The following is a 19151-nucleotide window of genomic DNA, read 5'->3' as shown; positions in this document are numbered from 1 at the left end:
GCCGATGCGTCGAGTGGTTGTCACGGGTCTTGGGATGGTTACGCCGCTGGCGTGTGGTGTTGAAGAGACATGGTCGCGGCTGATCGCTGGCGAGTCTGGTGCCGGGCCGATCAAGCGGTTTGACCCTGCAGGGGTGATTACGCAATACGCCTGCGAAATCCCGCTGGGCGATGGCACGAATGGCACGTTTAACCCCGACGACTGGATGGAGCCGAAGGACCGTCGCAAGGTCGATGATTTTATCCTGTATGGCATGACGGCGGCGGTGCAGGCCGTGCGCGATTCCGGTTGGGAAGCTGTGACCGAAGAGGACAAGCACCGGACCGGCGTGATGATCGGCTCGGGGATTGGCGGCTTGTCGTCGATTGCCGAAACGGCTGTTTTGATCAAGGAACGTGGCGCCAAGCGGGTGAGCCCGTTCTTTATTCCCGGTGCGTTGATCAACCTTGTGTCGGGGCAGGTTTCGATTCGCTTTGGGTTTAAAGGGCCGAACCATGCGGTTGTGACGGCTTGTTCGACCGGCGCACATGCGATTGGTGATGCGGCGCGGATGATTGCATTTGATGATGCGGATGTGATGATTGCGGGCGGTGCCGAGAGCCCGATTTCCGAGATCGGGATTGCGGGTTTTAACGCTTGCAAGGCGCTTTCAACCAAGCGCGCCGATGACCCGACCAAGGCGAGCCGCCCTTATGACGCCGACCGTGATGGCTTTGTCATGGGCGAGGGTGCGGGTGTCGTGGTGCTTGAGGAATACGAGCACGCCAAGGCGCGCGGTGCCAAGATCTATGCCGAGGTATTGGGCTATGGCCTGTCGGGTGACGCCTATCACATCACTGCGCCAAGCGAGGATGGCGACGGTGGCTACCGCTCTATGCAGATGGCGATCAAGCGCGCGGGGCTGACGCCTGCCGATATTGATTACATCAACGCACATGGCACCAGCACGATGGCCGACACGATTGAGCTGGGCGCGGTTGAGCGGTTGATGGGCGACGCGGCGGCTGGGGCGACGATGTCCTCGACCAAGTCGGCGATCGGGCATTTGCTGGGGGCTGCGGGCGCGGTTGAGGCGATTTTCTGTATTCTGGCCATTCGCGACCAGATTGCGCCGCCGACGATCAACCTTGATAACCCTGCGGTCACACCCAAGCTGGACCTTGCGCCGAACAAGGCGGTCAAGCGCAAGATTGACGTGGCGCTGTCCAACTCATTCGGGTTTGGCGGCACCAATGCCAGCCTGATTATCGGGAAGGTATCAGCATAATGTGGCGGGCGATTGCGTCTAACGCTTTGACATTGTTCATCGTTCTTTTGGTCATAGCCTCGGGGCTATTGGCCTGGGGGCGGCAGGAGTATTCGGGGCCGGGGCCGCTGGCTGATGCGGCCTGTGTCAAGGTGGACCGGGGTGCATCGCTGTCAGCTGTTAGCCGCACGCTGGAAACCAATGGCGTGATTTCGGACGCGCGGATTTTCCGCATCGGTGCGGAATATTCAGACAAGGGCAAGGATTTGAAGTTCGGCAGCTATCTGGTACCGGCGGGGTCTTCGATGGCGCAGGTATTGGATATTGTGACGGCCGGCGGGCAATCGACCTGTGGCCGCGAAGTGAATTTCCGGATCGGGATTGCCTCGGCCGATGTGATTTTGCGCGAGTTGGACCCGGTGACGAACCGCTATGTCGAGGTTGTATCATTTGACCCGTCTGTTGATGCTGCGCCGCAGGGCTATGTTGATGCGGTACAGGATAAGGACCTGCGCTACCGCGTGACTTTGGCCGAGGGGGTGACCTCTTGGCAGGTGCTGGAAATGCTGCGCCGCGCCGAGTTTTTGGATGGCACGGTTGCGGAAAAGCCGCCCGAGGGCAGCCTTGCGCCGGATAGTTATGAAGTGACACGCGGCGGTGACCGTGCGGCGCTGATCGCGGCGATGCAAGACAAGCAAAGCCGGATTCTGGCCGAGCTGTGGGCCGAACGTGCCGATGGATTGCCCTATGACACGCCCGAAAAGGCGCTGGTTATGGCCTCGATTGTGGAAAAGGAAACCGGTATTCCCGAAGAGCGCAAGCAGGTGGCCAGCGTGTTTGTGAACCGCTTGCGGCAGGGGATGAAGCTGCAAACCGACCCCACCGTGATTTATGGCGTGACCAATGGTGAGGGTATCCTGGGCCGTGGCTTGCGCCAGTCCGAGCTGCGCCGTGAGACGCCGTATAACACCTATGTCATCGATGGCTTGCCACCTACGCCGATTGCCAACCCCGGCCGGTTGAGTATCGAGGCCGCCTTGCACCCCGATGACACGCCATTTGTGTTCTTTGTTGCCGATGGAACGGGGGGCCATGCCTTTGCCGAAACGCTGGAAGAGCATAACGCCAATGTTGTGAAATGGCGGGCGATTGAAGCACAGCAGGGCAAGGCCGATGAAGGTGGCGTGCAAGGTAACTGATGCGAGTGTTAACAGATCGTGAAGGGTGCGATCTGTTAAGGTGTTGATTTAAAGTCAAAAAACTTGACTTACCGCGCGGTCTGCGGTATCACTTGTGACATGCTAGAAGAATTGGGCAAGCGGCTTGGGGGTGACCCCAGTGCCGCTTTTTCAATTCTCTCGTTCGGGCAGCGAGAGGCATGGGCATAAGATCAATGACAGTGAATTTCCTTGGGCTAGACGGGCAGCTGGCAGAATTGCTGGAGGCCACGGAAGAGATGTTCCGCGATGCAGGTTTGGGGCTGGCACGGGCCGTGAAGGCTGCGAAATCGGGCGAGGCGGGCGATGCCAAAGCGGCCTTGCAAGCGGCGCGTGATTTGAAGGCTGCATTCCAACTGGTGATGGATGAAAGGACAAAAATTGAGAAACTCCGCAAAGATACCGCATGTGTTATCGGGGAAGAAATCCTCGACCTTGACGCCGCGCGCGATGAAATCGGGCGCAGGCTGGCTCGCCTCCGCGACGCCGGAGGGGGTGAATGAGTTTTTGGCGGGGCTAAGTGACAATGCGTTGCTGGCCTTGCCGTGGTTGTTTGAATTCTGGGCCTTGCCGCATCAGTTGCCGCCGGAGGGGGCGTGGAAAAGCTGGGTGATTATGGGGGGGCGCGGGGCGGGGAAAACCCGCGCCGGGGCCGAATGGGTGCGCGCACAGGTGGAGGGGCCGCTGCCGCAGGATTTGGGGCGCGCGCGTTGTGTGGCGCTGGTGGGTGAGACCGTCGATCAGGTTCGGGATGTGATGATCTTTGGTGAGAGCGGGATTTTGGCCTGTTCGCCGCCTGACAGGCGCCCGAAATGGGAAGCGGGGCGCGAGCGGTTGGTCTGGGCCAATGGGGCCGAGGCGCGGGTTTATTCGGCCAGCAATCCTGAGAAGTTGCGGGGGCCACAGTTTGATGCGGCTTGGGTGGACGAGTTGGCGAAATGGCCGAATGCGCAGAACACATGGGACATGCTGCAATTCGCGCTGCGTTTGGGGGACCATCCGCAGCAGGTGGTGACGACGACGCCCAAGAATGTCGAGGTTTTGAAAGCGGTGCTGAAGAACCCGTCAACCGTTTCGACCCACGCGCCGACGCAGGCCAACCGCGCCAATCTGGCGGCGTCTTTCCTTGAAGAGGTTGAGCGCCGCTATGCCGGTACGGCGCTGGGGCGACAGGAAATCGAAGGTGTGTTGCTGGAAGAGGCCGAGGGCGCGATGTGGACGCTTGCGGCGCTAGAGGTGGGGCGGGTTGCGCGTGCGCCTGCGCTGTCGCGCATTGTGGTGGCCGTGGACCCGCCGGTGACGGGGCACGCGGGATCGGATGAGTGTGGGATATTGGTGGTGGGGGCCGTAACCGAGGGGCCGCCGCAAACCTGGCGGGCCTATGTGCTGGAGGATGCGAGTGTCAAGGCCGCGTCACCCGATACATGGGCGCGGGCGGTGATTGCCGCGTCAACGCGGCACGGGGCTGACCGTGTGGTGGCCGAGGTGAACCAAGGGGGGGACATGGTGGAAAGCATCATGCGCCAGATTGACCCGTTGGTGGCATACCGTGCGGTGCGGGCGACACGCGGCAAAACCTTGCGGGCCGAGCCTGTGGCGGCGCTGTATGAGCAGGGGCGCGTGCTGCATTTGCCGAACTTGGGCAAGCTGGAGGACCAGATGTGCCAGATGACGGCTACGGGGTATCAGGGCAAAGGCAGCCCTGACCGTGTGGATGCGCTGGTTTGGGCGCTGACGGATTTGATCCTGGATGCGTCAGCCAAGTGGCAACGCCCCACCGTGCGCCCGCTTTAACGCATTTTAATCAATTCAGATCAGATTGATGTCAAGCCGAGGGGGCAGGGATGCCGCCGGACAAAGACAAAAGGAGCTGACCCAAATGGTTTTCGATTTCCTGAAACGCAGCGCGATTGCGGTGCCGGAACAAAAGGCGTCGGCCACGGGGCCGGTGATCAACTACCATGGCACCGGCCGCGTAGCATGGAGCCCGCGAGACACGGTTAGCCTGACCAAGACGGGGTTTCTGGGCAACCCGATCGGGTTTCGCGCGGTCAAGCTGATTGCAGAAACGGCGGCCTCGATGCCGTTGGTTTTGCAAGATTGCGAGCGACGGTTTGACGTGCATCCGCTGCTGGGCCTGCTGCGCCGCCCGAACCCGATGCAGGGACGGGCCGAGTTGCTGGAGGCGCTTTACGGGCAGTTGTTGCTGTCGGGGAATGCCTATCTGGAGGCGGTGCAAGGGGCTGCGGAGTTGCCAGCCGAGCTGCATGTGCTGCGCTCGGACCGGATGAGCGTGATACCGGGGGCGGATGGCTGGCCGGTGGCCTATGACTATACGGTTGGCAACCGCAAGCACCGGTTTGATATGACGACGGGGTTGAACCCGATTTGCCATATCCGCAATTTCCACCCGCAAGATGACCATTACGGGTTTTCGCCGATGCAGGCGGCGGCGGTGGCGCTGGATGTGCATGTTTCGGCCTCACACTGGTCGAAGGCGTTGCTGGATAATGCGGCAAGGCCAAGTGGGGCGATTGTGTACAAAGGCGTGGACGGGCAATCGCAGCTGTCGAATGACCAGTATGACCGGCTGCTGAACGAGATGGCCTCGCACCACCAAGGCGCGCGCAATGCGGGGCGGCCGATGCTGCTGGAAGGGGGTCTTGACTGGAAGCCGATGGGGTTTAGCCCGTCGGATATGGAATTCCAGAAAACCAAAGAGGCGGCGGCGCGGGAAATCGCGATTGCCTTTGGCGTGCCTCCGATGCTGATGGGGATTCCGGGCGATGCGACCTATGCAAATTACCAAGAGGCCAACCGCGCGTTTTTCCGGCTGACGGTGCTGCCTTTGGTAACCAAGGTTGTGGCGAACCTGTCGCATTGGTTGTCGGGGTTTAGCGGCGAAGAGGTCGAGTTGAAGCCCGATCTGGACCAGGTGCATGCACTCGCGACTGAGCGTGACCAGCAATGGGCGCGTGTGGGGGCTGCGGATTTTCTGACGCAGGCCGAAAAGCGGGCGATTTTGGGCCTGCCTGCTTTGGCAGATGAATGAGCTTGCGCGGCAAAGAGGCCGGAGGCTCGCGCTATTTGTACGACAGCTTTGATGCGGCACAAGCGCGGATAGATGCAAACGAGCGGGTGGCCGAGGAACGCTGGTCGGGGCTGGAATACCGATTGGGCCAGATAGAGGGCACGCTGGACCGGCTGGAGCGGCGGATCTGGCTTGGCGTTTACGGGGTTGCGGCCTTTTTGCTGGCGCAAGGGGCCGAGGCTGTACTGAATGCGGCAATGAGGTAAGATTATGGGATATATGGATAATCACGGCGCGCCCGAGCGCAAGTTTCATGCCCCCGAGGCGGGGTTGATGGTGACAGACGGACGCCTGATTGAGGGCTATGCCAGCCTGTTTGGCAAGCGCGATCAGGGCGGCGACGTGGTGCAAAAGGGCGCCTATGCGGCCAGCCTGAAGGCGCTTGCGGCGTCCAATCGGCGGGTGAAAATGCTGTGGCAGCATGACCCGCAACAGCCCATCGGCGTGTGGGATGAGGTGCGCGAGGATAGCACGGGCCTGTATGTCAAAGGCCGCATTCTGACCGATGTGGAAAAGGGGCGCGAGGCGGCGGCACTGCTGGCTGCGGGCGCGATTGACGGGCTTTCTATCGGTTACCGCACCTTGCGGGCCGAAAAGGATGGCAAAGGCCAGAGGCTTTTGTCGGAACTGGAGCTTTGGGAGGTGTCGCTGGTGACATTCCCGATGCTTGCCGAGGCACGGGTGGCGGCAAAGGGCGATGCGCTTACCGACATCTGGCACAGTGTGGCGCAGATCTTTGAAGATGCGCGCCGGGACTTGGCCGCGCGTTAGCGGCTTTCACGACTGAAACCCAAAAAGGAAAAGATGATGACCGAGGTAAAGGCTCGGGCCGGGGAAGCATACCCTGAGGCCCACGCTATGGCCCCCAATCCGGGTGCGGAAGTGAAATCCGCAATGGCCGGATTTTTAAAAGAATTCAGCGGCTTTCAGGCCGAAGTGAAGACAGCGTTGCAACAACAGGAAGAGCGTATGACCATGCTTGATCGCAAATCGATGACCCAACGCCGCCCGGCGCTTTCCGCCCATGCGGATGTGGAAGTGCCCCATATGAAAGCCTTTGACGCCTATTTGCGTTCGGGAGATGACGACGGGTTGCGCGGCCTTGTGCTGGAAGGCAAGGGGTTGAACACCGCCGTCAATGCCGAAGGTGGCTACTTGGTCGACCCGCAGACGGCAGATACCATTCGGTCGAGCCTGAAATCGACCTCGTCCATTCGGGCGATTGCGAATGTGGTGCAGGTTGAGGCGACATCGTTTGACGTGCTGATTGACCATACAGATGTAGGGTCGGGCTGGGCAACCGAAAGCGGCCCGCAGGTGGAAACCGGCACGCCGACGATTGAGCGCATTTCCATTCCGCTGCATGAGCTGTCGGCGATGCCGAAGGCCAGCCAGCGTTTGTTGGACGATGCGGCGTTTGACGTAGAAGGCTGGCTTGCGGGTCGAATTGCCGACAAGTTCATGCGGGCCGAGGCTGCGTCCTTTGTGGCGGGCAATGGTGTCGACAAGCCGCGTGGGTTCCTGAACCATACAGCCGTGGCTGAGGGTGTTTGGACCTGGGGTAATCTGGGGTATATCGCGACCGGTGAGGCCGGCGATTTTGCGGCGAGCAACCCTGTGGATGCGATTGTTGATCTGGTCTACGCGCTGAATGCGACCTACCGCGCCAATGCGTCCTTTGTGATGAATTCGAAAACAGCGGGCGCCGTGCGCAAGATGAAGGATGCCGATGGCCGCTTCCTTTGGTCGGATGGATTGGCCGCGGGTGAGCCTGCGCGGCTGATGGGGTATCCGGTGCTGATTGCCGAAGACATGCCCGATATTGCGGCAAATGCCTATGCGGTTGCCTTTGGTGACTTTACCAATGGCTACACCATTGCCGAGCGCCCTGATCTGCGGGTGATGCGCGACCCCTTTAGCGCGAAACCGCATGTTCTGTTCTATGCGACCAAGCGTGTGGGCGGCGATGTTTCCGACTTTGCGGCGATCAAGCTGCTTAAATTCGCTGTGTCCTAAACGGCGATTGCGAAGACCCGACCCTTTAAACGGGGGTCGGGTTTTGGGCGCGCACTTGGGTTCGACCCTGACCCGGGTCGTCTAGCTGCTCCCTCCCGATCGAGCGATGCGGGGTGTGCGCCCAAGTTTTGGCTGACGGTTTTGGGCGGAATTATCGGAGATTTAGAGATGATGTTGATCGAGCAAACAACGGTTCCCACGCAGGCCTTGCCCGTGCAGGCGTTGAAAAACCATCTGCGGCTTGGCACCGGGTTTGCCGATGACGGGATGCAGGACGGATTGGTCGAAAGCTATCTGCGGGCCGCGATGGCCGCGATTGAAGGGCGCATCGGTAAGATATTGATCGAACGTAGCTTTTCATGGCGGCTAGGGGGGTGGCGTGGATGCGGGCAAGCACTGCCGGTAGCGCCAGTGCGCAGTATCAGCCAGATATCACTGTTCGACAGTGAAGGTGGCGCCGAGGTTGTGCCCGCGTCTTTGTACCGTTTGGTACATGATATGCACCGGCCCAAACTGCAACCCCAAGGGTTCATGCTGCCGCTAGTGCCGATGGGCGGGGCGGTTGAGGTGACGTTTCTTGCAGGTTTTGGCCCCGCATGGGCCGATGTGCCTGCCGATCTGGCGCAAGCGGTTCTGATGCTGGCCGCCGCATATTACGAGCGCCGACATGATGGCGGGATGAGCGGCGATGCAGGGCTGCCCTTTGGCGTGGTCACGTTGATTGAACGCTGGCGCACGGTGCGCGTGCTGGGGGGGGCGGGCGTATGAAAGGCGTCAACCTGTCACGCGCGCTGGTGTTGGAGGCACCGGTTGAAACGGTGGATGGCATGGGCGGGATTGCCCTGAGCTGGGCGGCGATTGGCACGCTCTGGGCCGAGGTTTTGCCCGGCACGGGGCGTGATACCTCGGGCGAAGAGGTGGTTCTGTCAACTGTACCTTACCGGATCACAGTGCGAGGTGCAGCGCAGGGGGCTGCGTCGCGGCCTGTCGTGGGGCAGCGGTTTCGAGAGAACATGCGGATTTTCAGCATTCTGGCCGTGACCGAACGCGATGACAGTGGCCGCTATCTGGTCTGCTTTGTCCGAGAGGAGGTGCCGGCATGAGTTACGGTGCAGCGGCGGCGCTTCAGGCCGCGATTTACGGGCGATTGACAGCGGCGGCAGCACTTGCGGGTGTGGCGGTGCTGGATGCGGTGCCATCGGGCGGTGGCACTGGGACGTTTGTGCTGATCGGGCCCGAAGAGGTGTTTGACCAGTCGGATAAAACCGGCGGCGGGGCCGAGCATCGGCTGACCGTGGCGGTAATTTCAGACGCGGCGGGGTTTCAGGCGGCCAAGGATGTGGCGGTAGCGGTTTCTGACGCGTTGGTTGATGCGCCGCTGGCGCTGGCACGTGGAAATCTGGTGGGCCTGCGGTTTCTGAAGGCCAAAGCGGTGCGGTTGGACAACGGGTTGACGCGCCGGATCGATCTGAGCTTTCGGGCGCGGGTTGAAGACTAGGCCGATGCCCGCTGGGGCAAGGTGATGTTTTAATAATGGAGATGTGCGATGGCTGTTCAAAACGGCAAGGATTTGTTGATCAAACTGGATATGGTCGGTGACGGAAGCTTTGAGACGATTGCGGGATTGCGGGCCTCGCGCATCAGCTTTAACGCCGAAACGGTCGATGTGACGAGCCTTGAAAGCACCGGTGGTTGGCGTGAGCTGCTTGCAGGTGCGGGGGTGAAAACGGCATCGATCTCGGGGTCGGGCGTGTTTCGCGATGCCAGTACAGATGAGCGCGCGCGGCAGATTTTCTTTGACGCGGAAATTCCGTCTTTTCAGGTGATTATCCCTAGTTTTGGCGTGGTTGAGGGGCCGTTTCAGCTGTCGTCAATTGAATATTCGGGCAACCATAATGGCGAGGCGACCTATGAGATGACGATGGCCTCGGCCGGGGCTTTGACGTTCACGGCGCTTTGATGGTGGTGGGGATGGCGAACCCTTGGGCAGGAGAGGTGGCGGTCGTGCTGGATGGCACGCGCCATGTGGCCAAGCTGACGCTGGGGGCGCTGGCCGAGTTGGAGGCGGTGCTGGAAACCGGATCGCTGATCGAATTGGTCGAGCGGTTTGAGGCGGGCCGGTTTTCGACGCGCGATGTGCTGGCGCTGTTGGTCGCTGGCTTGCGCGGTGGTGGCTGGCAAGGCACGGCGGCGGATTTGCGCACGGTCGATATTGGCGGCGGGCCGGTCGAGGCAGCGCGCTGCGCGGCGGAACTGCTGGCGCGGGCTTTCGCAACGCCGGGTGAGACATGACAGGGATCGATTGGGTAGGGCTTATGCAGGTGGGCCTGCACGGTTTGGGCATGCAGCCCGATGCGTTCTGGCGCCTGACGCCGGTAGAATTGCGCATCAAGCTGGGTGCGCAGGCCGGTGCTGCCCCATTGACCCGCGCGCGCCTTGAGGATTTGGCGCGCGCTTTTCCAGATGTGAAAAGGGGGCCGAAAGATGGCTGATATATCCGGATTGGAAGACCAGATTGCTGCGCTTGAGGTATCGCTTGACGGTGCGGGCGGCATGGTTGGCGCGTTTGAGGGCGAGCTGTCGCGGATGCGCGAAAGCCTTGTTTTTACAGGGCGCGAGGTGAACACGCTGTCAAACAGCATTGGTGGCGGGTTGCGGCGGGCCTTTGACGGGTTGGTTTTTGACGGCATGAAGCTGTCAGATGCCCTGAGTGGTGTCGCGCAGACGATGATTGACACGGTCTATTCGGTAGCAATGAAGCCTGTGCAAAGCGCGCTTGGCGGGTTGGTGTCGAATGGCATGAACTCCCTTCTGAGTGGCGTGATGCCCTTTGCCAATGGTGGTGCGTTCGCGCAGGGCCGCGTGATGCCTTTTGCTAAAGGCGGTGTTGTATCCTCGCCCACCAATTTTCCGATGCGCGGTGGTACGGGCTTGATGGGCGAGGCGGGGCCAGAGGCGATTATGCCCCTGGCGCGGGGCGCGGATGGGCGTCTTGGCGTGCAAGCCGCAGGCGGTGGGCAAGCGGTGACAGTGGTGATGAATATTTCCTCGCCGGATGTGGCGGGGTTTCAGCGCAGCCAGAGCCAGATCGCAGCACAAGCCTCGCGGGCTTTGTCGCGTGGGCAACGGAATAGGTAAGGGCAGGCAATGGGATTTCATGAAATACGGTTTCCGGCGAATCTTAGTTTTGGCTCGGTTGGTGGGCCTGAGCGGCGCACCGAGATTGTGACGCTGGCTAACGGGTTTGAAGAACGCAACACGCCTTGGGCCCATTCGCGCAGGCATTACGATGCGGGTGTCAGCCTGCGCAGCCTTGATGATGTAGAGGCGCTGATCGCGTTTTATGAGGCGCGGCGCGGGCAATTATTCGGGTTTCGCTGGAAGGATTGGTCGGATTACAAATCCTGCTTGCCCTCGAAAACGGTTTCGGCGCTGGATCAGTTGATCGGGTTGGGCGATGGCGTGCAGTTGGTTTTCAAACTGTCCAAGACCTATCAATCGGGCGAGCAGAGCTATGTGCGCCCCATTATAAAGCCGGTTCTGGGCACGGTTCTGGTGGCGCTTGCGGGTGACCCAAAGGTGGAAACGCTGGAATTTTCGGTGGATGTGTCGCGCGGCGAGATTTCGTTCCCGACGCCGCCTGATCCGGGGGTGCGTGTTACGGCCGGCTTTGAGTTTGACGTGCCGGTGCGTTTTGATACCGATCAGATCCAGACCTCGGTGGAAAGTTTCAGGGCGGGCAGCGTGCCGAATGTACCTGTATTGGAGCTGAGAGTTTGATGGTGGGGGCAGAGGGGCTGTATGCGCATCTGGCAACCGGAACGACGACCGTTTGCCATGCTTGGGAAATTTTGCGCAAGGATGGTGTGTGGTTCGGGTTTACCGACCATGACACTGACCTTGAGTTTGGCGGCAAAACCTTTACCGCCAATTCGGGCCTGACGGCGCGGGCGTTGCAACAAACCACGGGGCTTTCGGTGGATAATACCGAGGCTGCCGGGGCTTTGTCTGATTTCGCGATCACCGAGGCCGACATTCTGGCCGGCCGGTTTGATGGCGCAGCGCTAACGGGTTGGGAGGTGAACTGGGCCGACACGGAAAGCCGTGTTTTGACGTTTCGGGGCACGATAGGCGAGATTACGCGGGCAGGCGGCGCGTTTCAGGCCGAATTGCGCGGGTTGACCGAGACGCTGAACCAACTACAGGGCCGCGCGTTTCAGCGAAGCTGCCCTGCGATTTTGGGTGACGCGAAATGTGGGTTTGATCTGTCGCAGCCGGGCTATTCGACCGAGTTGGTCGTGGAAAGCATTTCCGACAATCGCATTCTGGTTTTTGCGGGGTTGTCCGGGTTTGAGGACCGCTGGTTTGAAAAAGGCCGTCTGAAGGCGCTCTCTGGGGCAGCGAGCGGTGTGATCGGGATTATCAAGAATGACCGGATCATTGGCGACCAGCGTTTAGTCGAATTGTGGCAGAGCATTGGGCCAAAGCTGGGTGTGGGCGACAGTGTTCGTCTGGAAGCAGGCTGTGACAAGCGCGGCGAAACCTGCCGGCTGAAATTTGACAACTTTCTGAATTTTCGCGGGTTTCCGGATATTCCGGGGGATCAATGGCTGACATCCTACCCGATCTCGTCGCAAGCAAACGATGGCGGGAGCCTCGTGCGATGACCCCGCATCAGAAACGTATTGTCGCCGAGGCGCGGCGCTGGATCGGCACGCCCTATGTGCATCAAGCCAGCGTCCAAGGCGCAGGGACGGATTGTCTGGGCCTGCTGCGCGGTGTCTGGCGCGCGGTGTTGGGGCAAGAACCCGAACGCGTGCCGGCCTATACCGCCGATTGGGCCGAGCCGGGGCGCGACGAGGTGTTGCTGCGCGCGGCGCTTCGATGGTTGCGGCCTGTCATGGCGGGGCATGAGGCGCCGGGTGATGTGCTGTTGTTTCGGATGCGCCAGGGCAGTGTTGCCAAACATATCGGGATTGTGGGCATGACTGGCCCCGATCCCAGTTTTATCCATGCCTATACGGGGCATGGCGTTATTGAAAGCCCACTGTCCGAGCCGTGGGCGCGACGCGTGATTGCGCGGTTTGAAATTCCACAAGGAGTGCTGTGAATGGCCACTATTTTGCTTTCAGCTGTGGGGGCTGCCGCCGGGGCGGGGTTTGGCGGCACGGTTTTGGGCCTGTCGGGGGCTGTTATTGGCCGTGCTGTCGGGGCAACATTGGGTAGGGTTATTGACCAGCGTCTGCTTGGGTCCGGCTCGGAGGCTGTGGAAACCGGCCGCGTTGAACGGTTCCGGCTTGCGGGCGCGTCTGAGGGTGCATCCGTGCCGCAAATCTATGGGCGCATGCGTACGTCGGGGCATATCATTTGGGCCACGCGCTTTGAGGAAACCTCGACCACGCAAAGTAGTGGCGGCGGAAAAGGTGCGCCCAAGACCAGCGCCACCACTGTTACCAGCTATACCTACACTGTCAGTTTTGCCGTCGCATTATGTGAGGGTGAGATTTCAACCATTGGCCGTGTCTGGGCAGATGGGGCGGAAATTAATCCTGATACGATCAATCTGCGTGTATATCGCGGCACCGAAAACCAGCAGCCTGACCCCAAAATTGCAGCGGTTGAAGGGGCTGGCAATGCGCCAAGCTATCGCGGAATTGCCTATGTGGTGATCGAGGATCTTGATCTGGCGGCCTATGGCAACCGTTTGCCGCAAATGAGTTTTGAAGTGGTTAGGTCAGCGCAGGGCCAATATGCGGCCACCACGACCGATTTGACGCGTGCGGTAAAAGCTGTAGCAATGATGCCAGGGACGGGCGAGTATGCGCTGGCCGCGACGGCCTTGCACTACAATGACGGCCCCGGCCTAAGCCGCAGTGCAAATGTGCATTCGGCCTCGGGTAAGAGCGATTTCTTGACCTCTCTCGGACAGTTGAGAGGAGAGCTGCCGCATGTGAAATCTGTATCGCTGATCGTGTCTTGGTTTGGCAGTGATCTGCGGTGTTCTGAATGTACCGTCAGGCCAAAGGTCGAGCAAACAGCGCAGGATGCAATGGCTATGGCGTGGCGCGCCGGAGGGATTGCGCGCGCGTCGGCACCTGTGATTGCCAAAGTGGCCGGGCGGTCAATCTATGGCGGGACACCATCGGATGCTTCGGTCATCGAGGCGATCAAGGCTGTGCGCAGTGGTGGCCAAGAGGTCATGTTCTATCCGTTTATTCTGATGGATCAGATGGATGGGAACATGTTGCCGGATCCGTACTCGGAGGCAGCGACGCAACCCAAATTGCCATGGCGCGGCAGAATTACCCTGTCTTCTGCGCCGGGCCGCGATATGAGCCCGGATGGCACCGCCGCCGCAGCGGCAGAGGTTGCCGCGTTTTTTGGAACGGCAGCGGCAGCGGATTTCTCGACCACCGGCAAAAAAGTCAGCTATTCCGGCCCGAATGAATGGGGGTATCGGCGTTTTGTGCTGCATTATGCACATTTATGCGTGCTTGCGGGCGGTGTGGATGCGTTTTGCATCGGGTCAGAAATGCGGGGTTTAACGCAAATCCGGGGGGCGGCAGACAGCTTTCCTGCGGTTGCTGCCTTGCGCCAGCTTGCCGCGGATGTGCGCAGCATTTTGGGGCCGGGGACAAAAATCACTTATGCCGCGGATTGGACCGAATATTTCGGCTATCAGACTGGTGGAAATGTCTATTTTCATCTGGACCCGCTTTGGGCTGACCCGAATATCGATTTCATTGGTATCGACAATTACATGCCACTTTCAGATTGGCGCGACGGTGATGACCATGCCGATGCTGCGTATGACACCATCTATGACCTCGACTATCTGGGCGGCAACGTCTTGGGTGGTGAAGGGTTTGATTGGTATTATGACAGCCCCGAAGGTGAGGCTGCACAACGCCGTCTGCCCATTGAGGATGGCGCGTATGATGAGCCATGGGTGTTTCGCTACAAGGATTTGAAAAGTTGGTGGTTGAATGACCACTATGAGCGCATCAATGGGGTGCGTCAGCAAGTGGCGACGGGCTGGGTGCCGCAATCAAAACCTATCCGTTTTACCGAGTATGGATGCGCGGCAATAGACAAAGGGGCCAACCAGCCCAACAAGTTTCTTGATCCGAAATCATCCGAGTCAAGTTTGGCAAAATATTCGAATGGTCGTCGTGATGATACGATGCAGATGCAATATTTGCGTGCGATGGCATTGACCTGGGCCAAGCCCGAAAACAACCCTGTCTCAAACCTGTATGGTGCGCCTATGCTGGATATGGAACGCGCGCATGTTTGGGCATGGGATGCGCGGCCATTTCCACACTTTCCAAACAACCAAGAGCTTTGGGCTGATGGTGGAAATTATGCGCGCGGGCATTGGCTGACAGGACGCAGCGCGAACCAGCCGCTGTCGCTGGTCGTAGCCGAGATTTGCGAACGTTCGGGCCTGAAACATATTGACGTTTCAGGTTTGTATGGCGTGGTTCGCGGGTATATGCCCGAAGGTGTTGGAACCGCGCGGGCCGCATTACAGCCTTTGATGCTTGCCTATGCCTTTGAAGCTGTTGAGCGCGCGGGCGTGTTGGTTTTTCAGATGCGTGGCGTCAAACAGCCAAACATCCTGAACAGTGAGCATCTGGTCGAAGCCGACGATCTGGACGGTGTGTTAGAGGCAACGCGCAACCCCGAAGCGGAAACGGCAGGGCGGGTACGGCTGAATTTTGTGGAGGCTGAGGCAGATTTCGGGGTTCGGCAGGTTGAGGCAATTTTTCCCGATGAAGAAAGCTTTGGCGTATCGCAAAGTGAGCTTGCGCTGGCGCTGACAGATGCAGACGGGCGCAGTATTGCCGAGCGTTGGCTTTCCGAGGCGCGGGTAGCGCGTGACACTGCGCGTTTTGTCTTGCCTCGATCGCTGGCGCATTTGGGGGCGGGCGATGTAGTTGATCTTGCAGGTACGCAGTACCGCATAGACCGGATAGAGCAAACCAACGCGGCCCTTGTTGAGGCGGTGCGGATCGAACGGTCGATCTATAAGTCCTCGGACGCGGCCGATGAACGCCGGCAGATCAACCAGTTTGTGGCCCCTGTTCCTGTCTTTCCGGTGTTTCTTGACCTACCGCTTTTGACCGGAGACGAGGTTGATAACGCGCCACATATTGCTGTTGCTGCGCAGCCTTGGCCGCAATCGGTTGCCGTGTGGAGTGCCGTTCAGGATGCGGGCTATAGCCTTAACCGATTGATATCGCGCCCATCTACATTGGGCGTTACCCAAACACACCTTGCTGCAGCCAAGCCGGGGCTGTGGGATCGGGGCGATGCGCTAAGGGTTAAGTTGAGTTATGGGACGTTGTCGTCAGCAGATGAGTTGGAGGTGTTGAACGGTGCGAATGCGATGGCGATCGGTGATGGCAGTCCAGACAATTGGGAGGTTTTTCAGTTCGCCGATGCCCAATTGGTTGCGCCGGGTGTCTATGACCTCAGCCTCCGCTTGCGGGGCCAACTGGGCACTGACGGGGTTCAACCCGACAATTGGCCGGCCGGCAGTTTGGTTGTTCTTTTGAACACCGCCTTGCAACAAATCGACGTCGCGCAATCGGCAAGGGGGTTGGCACGCAACTACCGCATTGGCGCGGCGGGTCGCGGTGTGGATGATCCCAATGTCGTGCATTTGGTCGAGGCGTTTTCAGGGATTGGGCTGCGACCTTATGCGCCCGCGCAATTGAAGGCAAAGACAGCGTCAAATGGTGACCGAGAGGTATCATGGCTGCGGCGCACGCGGGTTGATGGCGATAGCTGGGAATCCGTAGAAGTACCTTTGGCCGAGGCGCAAGAGCAGTATCTTGTGCGGGTTTTCGCGGCGGGAAATCTGGTTCGCGAGGTACAGACGACTGTCAGCAACTGGACCTATTCCAGCAGCGCTCAGCAAGCCGATGCAGCCGCAGGCGCTGTGAAGATCTCGGTGGCGCAACTCTCGGATCGGTTTGGGCCGGGCCCGTTCAGCAGCATTGATCTTTGATCCGGTCGGGTAAAATGCGCCAAGTTTTAATGGGGGATATTATTGCGGCGGCACGATCCTTGCAAAACGTGCCGCCGCAAAACCAAAGGCGGGCAGCTGATGAGATGCTCTATAGGGCGCATGTCGCGGATAAAATTGTCAAACTACAGGCGTGGGTCATGCAGTTTGGGGCAACGGCAGCCTGCTTGCGTCGGCCTCGGTTTTGCCAGCCAAGGCAGAGCCATTTCCAAACAATCTGGATTACCTAGACAGCCTGCGTCTGGTGATTGACGCGTTGATTTCCTGGAAAAAGGAACAGGCGGCCCTCAACTCGGCGTGTGTGGCAATGGACCTTTGCTAGAAACTTCCGCTATACTCAGGCCTAGACCTCTGACGGAGCATAGCTATGGCCGAACACAAGAAAAGCGTCGCAACGGTTGATCCGGTGTGGCAACGCGTTTGCGAAGAAGCAGTGCAAGCCATCGCAGCCGAGCCGCTTTTGGGGGGTCTGGTCCATTCAAGCATTTTGCATCACCCGTCGTTTGAGCGTACGTTGGCCTATCGGTTTTCGCTAAAGCTGGCTTCTGCCGAGATGAGCGAACAGATTTTGCGCGAAATAGCGGATGAGGCGTTTGCGGCAGATGAAAAGCTTGGTCAATATGCGCGTGCCGATATTACCGCTGTCCTAGACCGCGATCCCGCATGCAATCGTTACTTGCAACCTTTGCTTTTCTTCAAAGGATATCAAGCTGTTCAGGCCTACCGGATTGGCCACTGGCTTTGGCAACAAGGTCGGCGCGATCTGGCCTATTTTGTACAAATGCGGGTTTCCGAGGTATTTGGCGTCGACATTCATCCTGCGGCAAAACTCGGCCGTGGCTTGATGATCGACCACGCCCATTCAATCGTGATTGGCGAAACGGCTGTTGTTGGTGACAATGTTTCGATGCTGCATTCCGTAACGCTTGGCGGGACAGGCAAGGAAGATGGCGACCGCCATCCGAAAATCGGCAACGGCGTATTGATTGGTGCAGGGGCCAAAATTCTTGGGAATATCCGGGTCGGGAATTGCTGCCGAATCGCGGCGGGGTCGGTCGTTCTTCAAGACATTCCAAATTGCAAAACCGTCGCCGGGGTGCCTGCCCGAGTGGTCGGAGAGGCGGGCTGCGACCAACCCGCCGTGATGATGGACCAGATGTTCGAACGCGAAGCCTGAAAGAACTTACAATTCAACTAAAAAGGCCGGGCAATTTCTGCCCGGCCTTTTGTCATTTTAACGCGGCAATGTCATGCCAGCATCGACATCGGGTTTTCCAGATTTTCGATAACAGCTTTCAGGAAAGCTGCACCCAAAGCCCCATCAATGACCCTGTGATCGACGGATAGCGTCATCGACATCACCGTCGCCACCACAATCTCGCCGGCCGCATTGACGACGGGCTTTTTCACACCCGCCCCGACGGCCAAGATAGACCCGTGCGGCGGGTTGATGACGGCATCAAAATTCTCAACGCCCATCATGCCAAGGTTTGAAATCGCAAAGCTGCCGCCTTGATATTCATGCGGCGCCAGTTTTTTGGTTTTTGCGCGGCCCGCCAGATCCTTCATCTCGGCCGAAAGCGCAGACAAGGATTTTTGATGTGCATCGCGCAGCACAGGTGTGAACAAACCGCCCTCAATCGCGACAGCCACAGCCACGTCCGAAGGTTTCAACTTCAATATCCGGTCACCCGCCCAAACGGCATTGCAGTCAGGAACGGCTTGCAAAGCGTTTGCGCAGGCTTTGATGATGAAGTCATTGACAGACAGCTTTACCCCACGCCCTTCCAACTGCTTGTTCAGCGTGGCGCGGAACTGCATCAGTGCATCCAACTGCACATCGCGGCGCAAGTAGAAGTGTGGGATGGTTTGCTTGGCTTCGGTCAAGCGGGCGGCAATGGTCTTGCGCATGCCGTCCAGCGCAACCTCGGTATAATCGCGGTCTGCGAACATCTTTTTGACCGTATCCGCCGTGGCACCGGTTGCAATTGCAGGTGCTGCCTTTACGGGCGCAGGCTCTGCCGAAACTGCCGCCGCAGCTCCGGGTTTCGCACCCTCAACATCGGCCTTAACAATACGACCATGCGGGCCAGTACCGGAAATGCCTGTCAAATCAATGCCTTTCTCGGCAGCAATCCGGCGGGCAAGGGGGGATGCAAACACGCGCGCACCAGCGCCTTTGGCAGGTGCAGGTGCAGTGGCAGCCGTAGGTGCCGCAGGCGTAGGAGACGGTGCAGCCTCTTTGGGCGCAGCATTCGCTTTCGGTGCCGCAGCAGCAGGAACCGCCGACGCATCCTCGCCTTCCTCAACCAGCACCGCAATCGGCGTGTTCACCTTCACACCTGCCGTGCCTTCGGCGACCAGAATTTTACCGACGATACCTTCATCAACGGCTTCAAATTCCATCGTCGCTTTATCGGTTTCAATCTCGGCCATGATGTCGCCGGATTTCACCGTGTCGCCCTCTTTCACCAGCCATTTGGCCAATGTGCCTTCTTCCATCGTGGGCGAAAGCGCGGGCATTAAGATTTGTGTCGCCATGAACTT

21 protein-coding genes and 1 pseudogene are annotated in these 19151 nt (G+C 59.2%); 21 read left to right on the top strand and 1 reads right to left on the bottom strand.

Features of this window, described 5'->3' with window-relative positions; translation table 11 throughout:
• Window positions 1-4: 4 nt before the first annotated feature.
• The 21 genes and pseudogenes from fabF (at window position 5) to cysE (ending at window position 17781) form a co-directional block, all read left to right on the top strand.
• Entirely contained in the window at window positions 5-1267 is a 1263-nt protein-coding gene (fabF, locus tag AKU79_RS06050) for a beta-ketoacyl-ACP synthase II (RefSeq protein ID WP_050522772.1), read from the top strand.
• Window positions 1267-2445, top strand: a complete 1179-nt coding sequence (gene mltG / locus AKU79_RS06045; protein ID WP_082223944.1) for an endolytic transglycosylase MltG — start codon at window positions 1267-1269, stop codon at window positions 2443-2445. The genes fabF and mltG overlap by 1 nt, the downstream gene beginning before the upstream one ends.
• Window positions 2446-2639: 194 nt before the next feature.
• On the top strand, window positions 2640-2966 hold the full coding sequence (locus AKU79_RS06040) for a hypothetical protein (protein WP_050522647.1): 327 nt from the start codon (window positions 2640-2642) through the stop codon (window positions 2964-2966).
• Window positions 2914-4257: a DNA-packaging protein gene (locus tag AKU79_RS06035; protein ID WP_197087230.1), complete on the top strand. Its 1344-nt coding sequence runs from the start codon at window positions 2914-2916 to the stop codon at window positions 4255-4257. The genes AKU79_RS06040 and AKU79_RS06035 overlap by 53 nt, the downstream gene beginning before the upstream one ends.
• Before the next feature lie 85 nt (window positions 4258-4342).
• On the top strand, window positions 4343-5515 hold the full coding sequence (locus AKU79_RS06030; protein WP_050522646.1) for a phage portal protein: 1173 nt from the start codon (window positions 4343-4345) through the stop codon (window positions 5513-5515).
• Window positions 5512-5760 carry a GTA head formation protein, RCAP_rcc01685 family gene (locus AKU79_RS06025; RefSeq protein ID WP_050522645.1) on the top strand — a complete coding sequence of 83 codons (249 nt, stop codon included), beginning with the start codon at window positions 5512-5514 and terminating at the stop codon, window positions 5758-5760. The genes AKU79_RS06030 and AKU79_RS06025 overlap by 4 nt, the downstream gene beginning before the upstream one ends.
• A gap of 4 nt (window positions 5761-5764) precedes the next feature.
• A complete protein-coding gene (locus AKU79_RS06020; protein WP_408002835.1) occupies window positions 5765-6325 on the top strand; it encodes an HK97 family phage prohead protease in 561 nt (186 codons plus the stop codon).
• Window positions 6326-6361: 36 nt separating this feature from the next.
• Window positions 6362-7570 (top strand): phage major capsid protein, encoded by a 1209-nt coding sequence (locus tag AKU79_RS06015; protein ID WP_050522769.1) that lies wholly within the window; start codon window positions 6362-6364, stop codon window positions 7568-7570.
• A gap of 168 nt (window positions 7571-7738) precedes the next feature.
• Window positions 7739-8338 carry a head-tail connector protein gene (locus tag AKU79_RS06010; RefSeq protein WP_050522644.1) on the top strand — a complete coding sequence of 200 codons (600 nt, stop codon included), beginning with the start codon at window positions 7739-7741 and terminating at the stop codon, window positions 8336-8338.
• Window positions 8335-8673, top strand: coding sequence for a head-tail adaptor protein (locus tag AKU79_RS06005; protein WP_050522643.1), 339 nt, complete (start codon window positions 8335-8337; stop codon window positions 8671-8673). The genes AKU79_RS06010 and AKU79_RS06005 overlap by 4 nt, the downstream gene beginning before the upstream one ends.
• Entirely contained in the window at window positions 8670-9068 is a 399-nt protein-coding gene (locus AKU79_RS06000) for a DUF3168 domain-containing protein (protein ID WP_050522642.1), read from the top strand. The genes AKU79_RS06005 and AKU79_RS06000 overlap by 4 nt, the downstream gene beginning before the upstream one ends.
• 48 nt (window positions 9069-9116) lie before the next feature.
• Window positions 9117-9530: a phage major tail protein, TP901-1 family gene (locus AKU79_RS05995; RefSeq protein ID WP_050522641.1), complete on the top strand. Its 414-nt coding sequence runs from the start codon at window positions 9117-9119 to the stop codon at window positions 9528-9530.
• An 11-nt stretch (window positions 9531-9541) separates the two neighbouring features.
• On the top strand, window positions 9542-9862 hold the full coding sequence (locus tag AKU79_RS05990; protein WP_050522768.1) for a gene transfer agent family protein: 321 nt from the start codon (window positions 9542-9544) through the stop codon (window positions 9860-9862).
• Complete coding sequence (locus AKU79_RS05985) at window positions 9859-10062, top strand: rcc01693 family protein (RefSeq protein WP_050522640.1); 204 nt, start codon at window positions 9859-9861, stop codon at window positions 10060-10062. Before AKU79_RS05990 ends, AKU79_RS05985 begins: the two co-directional genes overlap by 4 nt.
• A complete protein-coding gene (locus tag AKU79_RS05980; protein ID WP_050522639.1) occupies window positions 10055-10708 on the top strand; it encodes a phage tail tape measure protein in 654 nt (217 codons plus the stop codon). The genes AKU79_RS05985 and AKU79_RS05980 overlap by 8 nt, the downstream gene beginning before the upstream one ends.
• Before the next feature lie 9 nt (window positions 10709-10717).
• Window positions 10718-11350: a DUF2460 domain-containing protein gene (locus AKU79_RS05975; protein ID WP_050522638.1), complete on the top strand. Its 633-nt coding sequence runs from the start codon at window positions 10718-10720 to the stop codon at window positions 11348-11350.
• On the top strand, window positions 11350-12237 hold the full coding sequence (locus tag AKU79_RS05970) for a DUF2163 domain-containing protein (RefSeq protein WP_050522637.1): 888 nt from the start codon (window positions 11350-11352) through the stop codon (window positions 12235-12237). Before AKU79_RS05975 ends, AKU79_RS05970 begins: the two co-directional genes overlap by 1 nt.
• A complete protein-coding gene (locus AKU79_RS05965; protein WP_050522636.1) occupies window positions 12234-12680 on the top strand; it encodes an NlpC/P60 family protein in 447 nt (148 codons plus the stop codon). Before AKU79_RS05970 ends, AKU79_RS05965 begins: the two co-directional genes overlap by 4 nt.
• Entirely contained in the window at window positions 12681-16586 is a 3906-nt protein-coding gene (locus tag AKU79_RS05960; RefSeq protein WP_050522635.1) for a baseplate multidomain protein megatron, read from the top strand.
• A 14-nt stretch (window positions 16587-16600) separates the two neighbouring features.
• Window positions 16601-16926, top strand: a pseudogene (locus AKU79_RS20055) (DUF7742 family protein).
• A 45-nt stretch (window positions 16927-16971) separates the two neighbouring features.
• The gene (gene cysE / locus AKU79_RS05950) at window positions 16972-17781 is read left to right on the top strand and encodes a serine O-acetyltransferase (RefSeq protein WP_050522633.1); all 810 of its coding nucleotides are present in this window, start codon (window positions 16972-16974) and stop codon (window positions 17779-17781) included.
• A 71-nt stretch (window positions 17782-17852) separates the two neighbouring features.
• On the opposite strand, the gene AKU79_RS05945 is transcribed toward cysE, so the two are convergent.
• Window positions 17853-19145, bottom strand: a complete 1293-nt coding sequence (locus tag AKU79_RS05945) for a pyruvate dehydrogenase complex dihydrolipoamide acetyltransferase (RefSeq protein WP_050522632.1) — start codon at window positions 19143-19145, stop codon at window positions 17853-17855.
• Between the last annotated feature and the right edge of the window lie 6 nt (window positions 19146-19151).

The organism is Pseudorhodobacter wandonensis (assembly GCF_001202035.1).
Taxonomy (GTDB): domain Bacteria; phylum Pseudomonadota; class Alphaproteobacteria; order Rhodobacterales; family Rhodobacteraceae; genus Pseudorhodobacter; species Pseudorhodobacter wandonensis.
The sequence above is the reverse complement of the archived record's forward strand: the minus strand, read 5'-3'. Positions and strand labels throughout refer to the sequence as shown.

Excerpts from the sequence above, each read along its gene's own strand:
- fabF (WP_050522772.1), top strand. The coding sequence starts at position 5 with ATGCGTCGAGTGGTTGTCACGGGTCTTGGGATGGTTACGCCGCTGGCG.
- mltG (WP_082223944.1), top strand. The coding sequence starts at position 1,267 with ATGTGGCGGGCGATTGCGTCTAACGCTTTGACATTGTTCATCGTTCTT.
- AKU79_RS06040 (WP_050522647.1), top strand. The coding sequence starts at position 2,640 with ATGACAGTGAATTTCCTTGGGCTAGACGGGCAGCTGGCAGAATTGCTG.
- AKU79_RS06035 (WP_197087230.1), top strand. The coding sequence starts at position 2,914 with ATGAAATCGGGCGCAGGCTGGCTCGCCTCCGCGACGCCGGAGGGGGTG.
- AKU79_RS06030 (WP_050522646.1), top strand. The coding sequence starts at position 4,343 with ATGGTTTTCGATTTCCTGAAACGCAGCGCGATTGCGGTGCCGGAACAA.
- AKU79_RS06025 (WP_050522645.1), top strand. The coding sequence starts at position 5,512 with ATGAGCTTGCGCGGCAAAGAGGCCGGAGGCTCGCGCTATTTGTACGAC.
- AKU79_RS06020 (WP_408002835.1), top strand. The coding sequence starts at position 5,765 with ATGGGATATATGGATAATCACGGCGCGCCCGAGCGCAAGTTTCATGCC.
- AKU79_RS06015 (WP_050522769.1), top strand. The coding sequence starts at position 6,362 with ATGACCGAGGTAAAGGCTCGGGCCGGGGAAGCATACCCTGAGGCCCAC.
- AKU79_RS06010 (WP_050522644.1), top strand. The coding sequence starts at position 7,739 with ATGATGTTGATCGAGCAAACAACGGTTCCCACGCAGGCCTTGCCCGTG.
- AKU79_RS06005 (WP_050522643.1), top strand. The coding sequence starts at position 8,335 with ATGAAAGGCGTCAACCTGTCACGCGCGCTGGTGTTGGAGGCACCGGTT.
- AKU79_RS06000 (WP_050522642.1), top strand. The coding sequence starts at position 8,670 with ATGAGTTACGGTGCAGCGGCGGCGCTTCAGGCCGCGATTTACGGGCGA.
- AKU79_RS05995 (WP_050522641.1), top strand. The coding sequence starts at position 9,117 with ATGGCTGTTCAAAACGGCAAGGATTTGTTGATCAAACTGGATATGGTC.
- AKU79_RS05990 (WP_050522768.1), top strand. The coding sequence starts at position 9,542 with ATGGCGAACCCTTGGGCAGGAGAGGTGGCGGTCGTGCTGGATGGCACG.
- AKU79_RS05985 (WP_050522640.1), top strand. The coding sequence starts at position 9,859 with ATGACAGGGATCGATTGGGTAGGGCTTATGCAGGTGGGCCTGCACGGT.
- AKU79_RS05980 (WP_050522639.1), top strand. The coding sequence starts at position 10,055 with ATGGCTGATATATCCGGATTGGAAGACCAGATTGCTGCGCTTGAGGTA.
- AKU79_RS05975 (WP_050522638.1), top strand. The coding sequence starts at position 10,718 with ATGGGATTTCATGAAATACGGTTTCCGGCGAATCTTAGTTTTGGCTCG.
- AKU79_RS05970 (WP_050522637.1), top strand. The coding sequence starts at position 11,350 with ATGGTGGGGGCAGAGGGGCTGTATGCGCATCTGGCAACCGGAACGACG.
- AKU79_RS05965 (WP_050522636.1), top strand. The coding sequence starts at position 12,234 with ATGACCCCGCATCAGAAACGTATTGTCGCCGAGGCGCGGCGCTGGATC.
- AKU79_RS05960 (WP_050522635.1), top strand. The coding sequence starts at position 12,681 with ATGGCCACTATTTTGCTTTCAGCTGTGGGGGCTGCCGCCGGGGCGGGG.
- cysE (WP_050522633.1), top strand. The coding sequence starts at position 16,972 with ATGGCCGAACACAAGAAAAGCGTCGCAACGGTTGATCCGGTGTGGCAA.
- AKU79_RS05945 (WP_050522632.1), bottom strand. The coding sequence starts at position 19,145 with ATGGCGACACAAATCTTAATGCCCGCGCTTTCGCCCACGATGGAAGAA.